Source organism: Methylobacterium sp. E-041, from assembly GCF_022829665.1.
Taxonomy (GTDB): domain Bacteria; phylum Pseudomonadota; class Alphaproteobacteria; order Rhizobiales; family Beijerinckiaceae; genus Methylobacterium.
Window position 1 is genome coordinate 1 of the sequence record NZ_JAKSYQ010000265.1, and the last position, 10,682, is coordinate 10,682.

General features: G+C 60.6%; 14 protein-coding genes and 1 pseudogene. 2 read left to right on the forward strand and 13 right to left on the reverse strand.

Going from position 1 to position 10,682, the window contains the following annotated elements:
• Positions 1-200: 200 nt before the first annotated feature.
• A pseudogene (locus tag MKK70_RS23830) lies at positions 201-464 on the forward strand (integrase core domain-containing protein); the annotation flags it as partial.
• A 57-nt stretch (positions 465-521) separates the two neighbouring features.
• Here MKK70_RS23830 and MKK70_RS23835 read toward each other — a convergent pair.
• Entirely contained in the window at positions 522-1,613 is a 1,092-nt protein-coding gene (locus MKK70_RS23835) for a TadE/TadG family type IV pilus assembly protein (RefSeq protein ID WP_243950355.1), read from the reverse strand.
• Between the two features lie 292 nt (positions 1,614-1,905).
• On the opposite strand from MKK70_RS23835, the gene MKK70_RS23840 reads away from it, so the two are divergent.
• Positions 1,906-3,372: a pilus assembly protein TadG-related protein gene (locus MKK70_RS23840; protein ID WP_243950356.1), complete on the forward strand. Its 1,467-nt coding sequence runs from the start codon at positions 1,906-1,908 to the stop codon at positions 3,370-3,372.
• Between the two features lie 338 nt (positions 3,373-3,710).
• On the opposite strand, the gene MKK70_RS23845 is transcribed toward MKK70_RS23840, so the two are convergent.
• The 12 genes from MKK70_RS23845 to MKK70_RS23900 all read right to left on the reverse strand — a co-directional run.
• A complete protein-coding gene (locus tag MKK70_RS23845; protein WP_243950358.1) occupies positions 3,711-4,811 on the reverse strand; it encodes a YihY/virulence factor BrkB family protein in 1,101 nt (366 codons plus the stop codon).
• A gap of 630 nt (positions 4,812-5,441) precedes the next feature.
• A complete protein-coding gene (locus MKK70_RS23850) occupies positions 5,442-5,843 on the reverse strand; it encodes a DUF3618 domain-containing protein (protein ID WP_243950360.1) in 402 nt (133 codons plus the stop codon).
• Complete coding sequence (locus MKK70_RS23855) at positions 5,840-6,202, reverse strand: phage holin family protein (protein WP_243938578.1); 363 nt, start codon at positions 6,200-6,202, stop codon at positions 5,840-5,842. The genes MKK70_RS23850 and MKK70_RS23855 overlap by 4 nt, the downstream gene beginning before the upstream one ends.
• Positions 6,203-6,243: 41 nt before the next feature.
• Positions 6,244-6,687 (reverse strand): hypothetical protein, encoded by a 444-nt coding sequence (locus MKK70_RS23860; protein WP_243950362.1) that lies wholly within the window; start codon positions 6,685-6,687, stop codon positions 6,244-6,246.
• 43 nt (positions 6,688-6,730) lie between these two features.
• Complete coding sequence (locus MKK70_RS23865) at positions 6,731-7,093, reverse strand: CsbD family protein (RefSeq protein WP_243950363.1); 363 nt, start codon at positions 7,091-7,093, stop codon at positions 6,731-6,733.
• Positions 7,094-7,157: 64 nt separating this feature from the next.
• Positions 7,158-7,391, reverse strand: a complete 234-nt coding sequence (locus MKK70_RS23870) for a hypothetical protein (protein WP_243950365.1) — start codon at positions 7,389-7,391, stop codon at positions 7,158-7,160.
• 66 nt (positions 7,392-7,457) lie between these two features.
• Entirely contained in the window at positions 7,458-7,583 is a 126-nt protein-coding gene (locus MKK70_RS23875; RefSeq protein WP_313899109.1) for a YidB family protein, read from the reverse strand.
• A gap of 144 nt (positions 7,584-7,727) precedes the next feature.
• Complete coding sequence (locus MKK70_RS23880; RefSeq protein WP_243938586.1) at positions 7,728-8,210, reverse strand: YidB family protein; 483 nt, start codon at positions 8,208-8,210, stop codon at positions 7,728-7,730.
• 84 nt (positions 8,211-8,294) lie between these two features.
• Positions 8,295-8,990, reverse strand: coding sequence for a hypothetical protein (locus MKK70_RS23885; protein WP_243938587.1), 696 nt, complete (start codon positions 8,988-8,990; stop codon positions 8,295-8,297).
• A 49-nt stretch (positions 8,991-9,039) separates the two neighbouring features.
• On the reverse strand, positions 9,040-9,501 hold the full coding sequence (locus tag MKK70_RS23890) for a hypothetical protein (protein WP_243938589.1): 462 nt from the start codon (positions 9,499-9,501) through the stop codon (positions 9,040-9,042).
• A 30-nt stretch (positions 9,502-9,531) separates the two neighbouring features.
• A complete protein-coding gene (locus MKK70_RS23895; protein WP_243938591.1) occupies positions 9,532-10,437 on the reverse strand; it encodes a YsnF/AvaK domain-containing protein in 906 nt (301 codons plus the stop codon).
• Positions 10,434-10,682, reverse strand: a 249-nt coding sequence (locus tag MKK70_RS23900) for a DUF2382 domain-containing protein (protein ID WP_243950367.1), incomplete at its 5' end; no start/stop codon positions are given. The genes MKK70_RS23900 and MKK70_RS23895, both read right to left, overlap by 4 nt.

The window sequence follows — 10,682 nt, forward strand, 5'->3', positions numbered from 1 at the left end:
GTCCCCGTGGGGACGAGGGTTAGGCGAGGACGGAGCCGTTCCTGTGCCCGGCATCCTCAGATGCCGAGGCCGCGTAAGGGAGATTGGTCCCGCCGCCCTTCAGCACCCCATCCTGAGGCGACCTCGGGTCGACCTCGAAGCGAAGCATGAGATCCACGGGGGATCCCATAATCCGTTGACACGCGCATCGTTGATTAGAGAAGAATGGTTACGTCGAAAGCTTCAACGCACGGCTTCGCGACGAACTTCTGAACGGCGAGATCTCCTACACACTCAGGGAAGCGCAGGTCGTCATCGAAAGCTGGCGCCGTCACTACAACGGCGTGCGCCCGCAGGCCTCGCTGAAATACCGGCCGCCGGCACCGGAGGTGTTCGTGCCAGCCTTCTCCGCTTAGCCGGCTGCGCTCGCCCGACCAGCTCCGCCGGCCAAGCTACTCGTGGCGGAGCGGCCCACCGTGCACTAACTTCACTCTTGGATCACCTCGTGGGGGCCGATCATGTCCAATCTACATATTTTCAAGCTATTCGACGATTCGTAATTTCTTGTCAGAGACCTTCACCAATGTCGGACAGGATACGATGACTCGAATATCGTCATAGTCCATGTCGCTACCAGCGTTCGGCGGCCGATCTTCCCAGCCGTAATACATGTACTTGTTATCGCTACAACTCGCGGTCGCCGTGGCGGGATTGTGGGTCGTATGACTATTCGGCAAGATGCCCCCGTCCGACTTACTTTTGCATTGGCTCAGGGTGTCGCAGACAATCGTCTCCAAAATTGGATTTGAGACCATGTTGATCGGAGACAGAGTGGTTCCGCTGTACACGCGATAACCCTTCATGCTCACCGACTGTACGCGTGTTCCCGTATCGATGGTCGTATCGGTATAATACTCGTAAGTTTCTTGATTCGTATCATTCCATGCGGATTTGTTGCTGCGAGCGTTTCGAACGTTATGCAGCATATAGCTTGGCGCTTCATTGGCGCCACAGGTGGGCAAGGTGGCTTTAGAGTAATCTGTCGAAGGCGCGCCATTGTCGGCAATGGCGACTATGCCTCGGCGACCCTTGTCGGCCTGGGCTTGTCGTTTTGGATCGGACGAGTAGCAGTACATGTAGATACGGTTGTAGTCAGCAGCCTCAGGTGACAGCTGGCTAAACGTTGGCGGGCTGGTCTGGTAGACAGGCGCGACTCGATTGACGGTCGTGGCAGTCCCGACTGTAATCTGCCTTGGCATTCCGGGTAGAAGGTGCAAGAGGCTCGTCTTCAGCGTCGTCGAGATTGTCACCCGGTAGTTCGCGCCGTCAACCCACGTACCATTAACTTGGAAGCCATTGGTCGTCTTGACCGAACCCAGTTGCGAGGTGAGCTGAGCACTGGCCAGGCGCAGGCCTTCGGTGGCAGCGGCGACGGTGTCAGCGTTCGCAACCAGCAGGGCGGTCGCATCGGCCACGCTGGCTTCAACAGCGCGGATACGCACAGCATTGCCGTAGTCAATCGCGAGGCCGCTCGCACCGACGAGGAGGGGCAGGGTGAGCCCAAAAATTACTATGATATTGCCGCTTTCGGAGCTGACAAAGGAAGCCGATCGGCAATGCCTACCCAGCTGCATGGGCACCTCCCAACGTAGCCGCCGCTTGAAACCAGACAAACCGTGCAGCATACGAGATATACATATACAACCAGCCTTAAAAATAAGTTATGTTCATTCAATGCAGAAATTTACATTCAAATGGCCTGTTGTGGGTTGATAATTAATATTACTTTAAAATATTAATTTCTGCTTAACAGAGTTAAAGCCCCCCCGTCACAACACGCTTCTTATCCGGCAATCGCTTGACGCATTCATCAGTCTTTGCGCGTCTTTAAGACTATTTTGATTTTCTTCCGTCATTCAAAGTGCCATGCGATCGCTCTTTAATCCACCACAGGTGAAGGTTGTCCCTCTAGAAGAGGCCATTGATGAGCCGCGCTTCGAAGTACCTAGTACGCTAAGTCGCCGAGATGGCTTCTTGGTTGATTGCCGCGGCGGTGTCGCAATCATTTTCGGTCTAAGTGCAACTCTACTGCTTGGCCTCGTCGGCGGCGGCGTCGACTATGCCCGCCTCTCGTACCGCCGCACCCAACTTCAGAGTGCTGTCGATGCGGGAACCCTTGCCGGCGGTAACACCCTCAAGCTCGCATCATCGACCGTTGAATCAGTCCAAGGCGTGACCGAACAGACGGTTCGAGACAGCGCCCATTTGTTACCGGATCGACCATTCACGCTCACCGTCACTGTAGCTAAAGATAAGACAAGTGTGTTCGCTCGCGCTGAGGAAACGGTGAGGCTGGCTTTCGGCGCCTTTCTAGGCATTCGTACGACGGTGGTGGCGGTACAAGCGCGAGCCAACGTCGTTGGCAAAATGCGCCTGTGCATGCTCACCCTTGACCAGAGCGCACCCGGCGCCTTCAACCTGCAGACGAGGGCCGAGGTCACCGCAGATGGGTGCTCGCTTTATTCAAATTCATCCAACGTCAAAGGCATGTTCGGCGGCGACAGCGCCATGGCCAAAGCTCAGACCATCTGCTCGGCGGGGGGCTACAGTGGAGCGCGAGCGAACTTCGCACCCCCACCGCAAACGGGCTGTCCGACGCTGGGTGATCCGCTCAAAGACCGCTCTCTACCCGTACCGGGCAGTTGCATGCCGATCCCGGCTTCGGCCAACAGCAAGGGTGATACCAGTAAGAACCTTGTCGACCAGAGCGTCACCCTTGATCCCGGCACTTACTGCGGCGGCTTGCACATCACGAAGAAGGCGAACGTCACTCTTCGATCCGGCATCTACGTTATGAAGGATGGGCCGCTCGTGGTAGATCAAAAGGGCTCACTGACAGGTACGGATGTCGGCCTGTTTTTTGCCGGAGATCAAGCTGGTTTGCTGTTCGACAAAAAGTCTACAATCAGCTTAGCAGCTCCGACTACGGGTATCATGGCTGGCCTATTGATGGCCGAAGATCGAACTGTCAGCAGTCCTGTCGACCCGACGACCGCAATCATCAGCTTCGTAGGCGCTTTGCTCTCTCCTCTTTCCCCGGCCCCGTCGCCGACACCTCAGCCCCTGGGTTTGACGCGCCCTCTGCGTACCTACCGCATTATCAGTGACGACGCGCGGACCATGCTGGGGACGATCTACCTACCTGTTGGCCGGTTGGTGATCGACGCGGACAAGCCTGTGGCTGATCAGTCCGCCTACACCGTAATCGTCGCCGCACAAGTCAACCTCTATGAAGGGCCGAACCTGTACCTCAACGCGAACTACGACGCTACCAGTGTGCCGGTACCTAAAGGCGTTGGTCCGATCTCGGGGAAGCTCCTGCTCACCCAGTGATAGTTCCGGAAACGAAATATAATGTTTGGTGAATAAGCAAAGTTTGATGTCCGCCTTCCGATGCCGCCCGAGCTTCGGCCTATTCCCCTAGTCGAAGTTGCCGGACAGCCGATGAATGGCCGCTCGTTGGAAGCGCCTGTGGCGAACCAAGCGACCGGGTTGCGTCGAGAACCGCCGACTGCCCATGTGCGGAAAATGGTCGAATTGCCGTCATGCTGATTGATAGGATGAATGTTATTTATCAGTTATTATTCAAATATAGCTCTCACGAATCCTGGATATATTTCTGAGAAGTATGGATTTTGCAACCAGAAGCATTCGAACTATCCATCCAATTTTCATACGGCAGCTGCGATGGTGTCAGCCACTTTTGCTTTGCGCGCACCAAGCTCTTCCGGCCGACCCGTTGTCGTATCTGTGACCGTCTGATGTTCCATCTCGGCATTTAACTCCGCTCCGAGCAGGACAATGGTCGTAGAGATCCAAATCCAGGTCATGAAGCCGATGATGGCTCCAAGGGACCCGTAGGTCTCATTGTAGTTGCCGAAGCTTGAGACATACCACGAGAATAGCGCCGACACGACGATCCAAAGAACGCCAGCAACGCCACTTCCCCAGGTGACCCAACGCCACTTCGCAGCTTCTCGGCTCGGTCCGTACCGGTACAAAAGCGCCAGGCTGCCTAAGACGACCAGGAGTAAGATCGGCCATCGCGCTAATGCGATCACCCATTCCATCGAACCCAAATTCAGCAAGGCTAGCGCAGCCGGTATCACAACGATGCCGACAAGAGCTAGGACTACAAAGAGAAGCGCTCCAGCTGTAAAAGTCAGAGATCGTAAGTTCAACCAGAAAAAGTTCCGCTTCTCTTTCTCATCATAGACGATGTTCAGCGCATCAAAGATTGCCTTCATGCCACCGTTGGCGCTCCAGATCGACACGACGATGCCGAAGGCCGCGGTGAAACCGAGGGTGCCGCCACCTTTTGCTGCGATGCGCTTGACCTGCTCGCCGATGATGTCGAGGGCACCGCCCGGCATGACGCTTTGGAGAGAGGCCAACTGTTCGTTAATGGTCGTAGGATCGGCGACAAGGCCGTAAATCGAGACAAAAGCGCCAATGGCGGGAAAAAGCGCCAGGATGGCGTAGAATGTGACGCCTGCCGCAACCAGCAGTACACGGTCGTTGCTGAACTCCTGGAACAGGCGCTTGCCAATATCGAACCAACCTTTGGCCGGGATCTCAGATGGGCTGGACGCCTTACGACCTCGGTCAGCCTCCGTATCAGCGATCCGGGCAGCGACCACCCCTTCGTGAGTTTTTGGACCGTCCTCGGTGCCAAGCTGACTCGATGCGTCTTCCGAGCGCGAAGTGAGTCTGCGATGCGGTAGAGCCACCAGCCCAAGAAGTGCGGTTCCGAGAAATATGGTCCAGACCATCGGCGAGGTCTCAGTCCGCAATGGGGTCACCTGTGGGATAGGGTCAGTCATGGGGCATCTCTTGAAGTAGGCCCCAACAGGGGACCTCGGTATTGAGGCAGCGTACGCCTATCTACAATAGTCTTTCGACTTATTACACGCTCTCAGCCAATGTTATCAACTCCTATGATTGAAAGCGGGTTGATTGGGGACGATATCAGACCATAAGAGAGCGCCATATCATAGCGAATCCGGTTAGGATCATCGCGACCAAGATAAAGCTCGCGGATCGGTGCGTACGCAGGCGCCTTAGTCGTGTGATGAAGCTGCCAATGAGGAGGTTTAGAACGACCACCAGGCAGACTTGCTCGATGGTCATGCAAGACTCCTTTCAATACTTTCAACTAGACGCAACGGGTATATGAATGAAAGAAAGAGCTGCTTAAGCCGCAGTGTTTGCGCTAATTCATCGAATTAGAGAGCAGCAATTAAATGCGTTTCTCTGGGTGGGGAGTCAGTGCATTGCCATTATTTGTGCTTAGGCGCTGTACTTGGTCCAGCCAGAACATGTGCCGACTGGACGGAAAGCTGCTGCCGAATATCCCAAGCTTGACCAGTGTCGCGGCGAGCTCATACCGCCTCGTCCCGGGACTATTTTCGACGCTGGCCATTTCTGCGTCGTGGACTGTCGTTGTCTCGGTCACCGGGAATTTTTCGATGTCGTAGCTGGAGGCTTCGAGGCAATGGCAGTGCTCGGTACGGCGAACCGATCCGGATCCCGTATGGTTCGGTAGGCAGCCCCCCAATGGGATTCTTGCCCTTGAGGAGCATCACGGTGCCGAAGCACATCATGAGAACTGGCACCGGGTTGCGGCGGACAGCCTCCAGGGCGCCGTCGTAGAGGACGGCCCCGGTCGCGTCGTGGCGGATGCTGCGGAGCATGTCCTCGACGATGCCGGTGGGGGTGAGGCGCTGCGTAAGACTGTGCAGCGTCCGGCCCAGGCGGCCGCGGCTTGCCTCGATCTCGTGCTCCAGTGCGTCGGCGTCACTCATGCGTCTACGTGCTCCTTGATAACGGTGGCGTCCTGCCGAAGCTGGCGGCCTGTCCGAGTCGGCATGAGCCCGTTGAGCGAGAACCGGCTCCTGGCGGTCAGCGCCAGGACGACGCCGAGAACGAGGAAGACGACACCGACGATCAGGGCGGAGAGCGCCTCCGAGCCGACGACAGCGGCGACCCACTTCATCAAAGCGTCGACCAGGACCAGGAAGCCGACAACGGCGAACACCGCCGCACCGGCCATCGCCGCGAGGCCGACGATCAGGCTTCGCAGGCTGTCGGTTATTTCCTGGCGGAACAGGGCGATCTCGCCCCGGACGACGTCGCCTACACCCCGGAGCGCTTCGGCGAGCAAACTGGGAATGCCATGGGCAGATGTGGGTGGCGGGACGGCGCTCAAAGGTACCCGCCCCACGCCTGCCTGGGTTCACCGGGGGATTTGCCAGCACCGCCTTCGCCGAACCGGATGATGTGGAAGGCGCCGTACCCCAGCGCCCCGACCACCAGGGCCGTCGCCAACGGGTGGCCTAGTGCGACCCCCTTGGCGTCGCGGTAAAGCTCACGCCAGCCTCGGCGTATGATACGGTCCGAGAACGCGTCGAGGTTGTCGGCGACGGCGTGGACGAACGGCTTTACCTGTGTTTGTCCATTCAGTTGGCTACCGCCCGAACGCAGCGCGCCGGCGAGCTCAGAGAGGAAGCCTGCAGCCTCGATCTTGTGCCGGTCGGCATAGCCGCTGGCTTGGTCGCGCACGGCATCGGCCAAGCCAGCCTGTGAGCGTGCCGCCTGCATCGGGCCATCGGCGAGGGGCGGACACGCAAGTCGGGTGGGATCGTTCAAGGTGATGCTCCTGACCTGCGGGACGGCTTGGGTGAGGCCGCACCTAGCGGCGGCCGTGGATGACCATCGCGAGGAGGTAGCCGAGTGCGCCCGCCATCGCGGCCATCATCAGCGGTGACTCCTTGGCGTAGCTCGTCACCGTGTCGGCGCCCTGACGGTAGGTGCGCTCGGCGTCGGGGAAGGCGTCGCGACCCTGCTTCAGGGCACCCTGCGCAAGGTCACCGGCGTGGTCGGCAACGTCGCGCACGGCGTCCTTAGCCTGCCCGTACAGGTTCTCGACGTTGCCCTTGGCTTCGTTGGCGACGCCCTTGGCCTTGGTCTCGCGGTCGCCCGTCACGTCGCCAACGACGCCCTGGACCTTGCCGCCGAATTCCTTCGCTGCACCGGTGATGCGGTTCTCGTCCATGGTTCTTCTCCGAAGTTGGGGCCGGGCGCGCGGGATGCGCGTCCGGCGGTTGGATGGGGTCGTGTTACTTCTTGGCGCTCTTGCCGTGGGCCTTGGTCGAGCTCTCGTGTGCCTTCTCGGAGTGGCCATGGGCCTCCTTCGAGTGCTTGGCGGCGGTCTCGTCGCCCTTCTCATGTTGCTCGGCGGCGGTCTTGTGCGACTTGGCGGCAGCCTCGTGGTGCTTGGCAGCCTCAGCGTGCGCGGTCTTGGCCATGGTGGGTTCCTCGGGTGGCACCGTCACGGTGCTCGTTGCGGTCATGTCGACCGGCGCGTCCGGACGGGAGGGATCCCGACCGGCATGCGGGATGTCCTCAGGTGCAACGCCTCAATGGGCGGGCAGCCTGCCGTCGGGGGTGTAGCGATCCACCGAAGGAAGCTCTGATGAGAGCCAGGAAAGAAGCTCGTTGCGGGAGAGGCCGGCCTGTCTCGAATGAGTATCGAGCTTGTCCAAACTAATCGATACTTAGTGGTTGGCTCCGGTGCTGCCGACCATCAGAAAGGCAAGCGTTGTGGTCAGGAGCCAAGGACGAACACCTCTGTGCTGATCCAATTGGAACGGCAAAGCTCGTTTTGTCCTGGTTAGGCGCAACAAGAGCTACCAGTGTGCGTGCTCCTGCTCGGTCGGCATCCGGCCTTGCGGGGTGAGCTGGTCGATCACACCTGGCAACAGGTGGGAGAGCTGCGACAGCAGGTCGGAGCTTCCCATGCCCGTCTGCTGTGAGAGCTGCCCCACCGTTTCCGGACCGAGCGCCGCTCCGAGATCGTGCGGTGCGATTGGCTGGTTCTGTCCTTGGCCGATCCACGAGTTGATCGCCCCACCATGGCCGGCCTGGGTAAACTGCTCGACGAGGGCACCAAGCCCACCTGCTCCGCCACCTCCGAGCAGACCACCGAGACCACCCTGGCCACTGCCGAGACTGTTACCTGCGTTGCCCAGCATGCCGCCAAGGCCGCCGTCTCCGGCCCGTGCGGCCAGAAGGCTCATCAGGACGCTTACAAGGGGACTGGCGCCGGCGCCCTGCTGCTTACTGGCGTTGCCGCCGACCACACTGCCGATGATACTGTCGAGTAGGCCCATGATCTGGACTCCTGAAGCGGCCTTTCGACCAGGTTGATCGGATTGGTCGATGCCGAGGCTGCGCTGGCGCGCGGATCCCGATGATCAGACCGGGTGATTGTAGACACGCACCCGGCGAGCACCGGACGTCCGTGTATCCGGGCTAGCCACGGGAGCGTCGACCGCATCGTTCTCGCGCACGATCGAGCCTGCGGCTGCGTCCGAACCAATCAAGGTCGAAGTATCGCTTTGCGACGCGCCAGCCGTCTTTCTGCTCCAGCCCTCGCTTTCCCAACCCTGCGTACGTGCGTCAAGATCGACAGCGCCATGCTCCTCCAGGATGCGCATGGTCACGGCGGCGTGGGCCTCATCCACCTTCGCGGTCAGTAGCGAACCACCCCGGCGCACGCCTTCAGCGTAGGCATGCGCATCGGTCTCGCTCACGCCGGCGCTGGTCAACGAACCGGTCAAACCACCTGCCGCGGCCCCGAGGCCGGCACCGGTCAACGTCGCGACGAGCCAGCCCGCAGCCACGACCGGACCGACGCCCGGGATGGCCATCAGCCCGAGGCCAGCGAGGAGACCGGCACCGCCACCCAGGATCGTGCCGAGCGTTGCACCGGTCCCTGCACCGTTGGTGGCATGGTCCACCGGATCGCTGGTTCCAGTGGTGGTCGTCTCCGTCTTGTTGCCGACGAGACTAATGTCGGAGTGCGGCACACCAGCCGCCTCCAGCTTCGTCACGGCCGCGGCAGCGTCGTCGTAGCGATCGTACAGGGCCGAGAGGGTCTGTGTGGGCATGGAAGCACTCCGAGGGGTTTGAACCGGATGAATCGAACGCGGAAACCGGCTAGCGCACCGAGACGTTGCCTTTGAAGTCGAGGCCGACGCTGGCCGGCTTGCTGCCCATCAGCGCATCGCCGCGCCAGATGCCGTTGCCGTCCTTCTTGAGGTTCGTGACCTCGTGGTAGCCGGCCTGCTCGAGACGCCGGCGGGCCTCACCCTCAGTGAAGCTGTTGGCACCCCGCTCCAGTTTGACGTTCGCTCCCGCTCCTGTGACCAATGCCGTGTTGGCGTGATCCGTGTTCGGCCGCGTCACGGCGTTCTGACCACCGGAGGTCGCACTGGAGACCTCACCCGCTGCCGGCTGCCCGGTAACAGTCGTCTGCGCCGATGCGGGTGCTGCTGCGATCAGCGGCAAGAGGAGAAGAAGCGAGCGGTTCAGAAACATGGCGGGGCCTATTTGACAGGTTGCCGTCGAGAACGGGCCGACCCGAACTCGGATCTCGGCATGGTGCGCTGCCTGGTGCATCAAGGATCCAGGCAGCGCTTCTCGGATGGATCAGACCGGCTTGCGGGTGCCGGGCGCGGCGTCCGTCACCGTGGTGCCGGTCGTGCCAGTGCGGCTGACTTTGCCGCGCTCGTCCTCGACCTCGACCTCGGTATGGCGCACCTTATCCGTAACGGTCTCGACGCGCTGAGCCGCATCCTTGCGGATGCCGACCTCGCCAACGACCCGGGCTTCCTTCGACACCACCGCCTCTTCGCGCATCTCGGTGGCCTCAATGACCTTGTCCTCGAACAGAGCCATGTCGCCAGGCGTCACCGCCCGGTCGACCACACGCCGATCAACGTGCACGGTCTCGTCATGCAAGGTGACGTTCTCGCTTACTGCCTTCTCAACGGCGTAGGAGCGCACCCGCACCCGGCCGCTGTCGACCACGCGCTTGCCGACGTTGAGCCGCTCCTCAACGACCGGGATGTAGTCCGACTCGCCGGTGGTCGTGCCGGCGGCCTTCAGGGCCGCGGCGCCCGTAGCCGAGGTTCCGGTCGCCGTCGTGTCCGTGGTCGAGCTCGCTGCCGTAGCTCCACCGGCCGAGTAGCCGCTCCAGCCTTCCTGGCGCCAAGCACTCTCACGCTGGTCGAGATCGACCGAACCGTTCTGCTCCAGGATGTCGTAGGCTGTGTCGGACTGCGTCGGCTCGACACTCACGGTCAGCAGCGTGCCGCCTCGGCTCAGACCCTCGCTGTAGGCGTAGCGATCCTCCTCGGGCATGAAGTAGTCCTTGAGCGAGCCCCAGAACCCGCCCTCGTCCTTGCGGTAATCGTAAGAGCCGCTGGTGCGCGCCGTCTGCGCTCCCTGCACCAGCCTAATCGTCGATTGCGGGATGCCGGCGGCGATGAGCTTGGCTTGAGCGGCCTGTGCCTCGGTCGGGCGATCGAAGAGCGCGGTGATCGTCTGCGTCATAATGTTTGATCCTGAGCTGATAGGGGATTGATCTGCTCGCTGGCGTGGCCTTCCGGATCCACGCGTTCGACCACGGCGTGCTGCTTGCGCAGTGTCACCGGGACCTCGACGTCTTCGTCCGCTGTGGTCTGGCGGACATGCACCTCCTCCCGTAGGACGAGGCGCTTCTCGACGACGAGGATCTCTTCGAGGACCGGGATGATGGTCACCCCGTTCTCCTCCCGGACCACCGGGGGCGTCTCGCC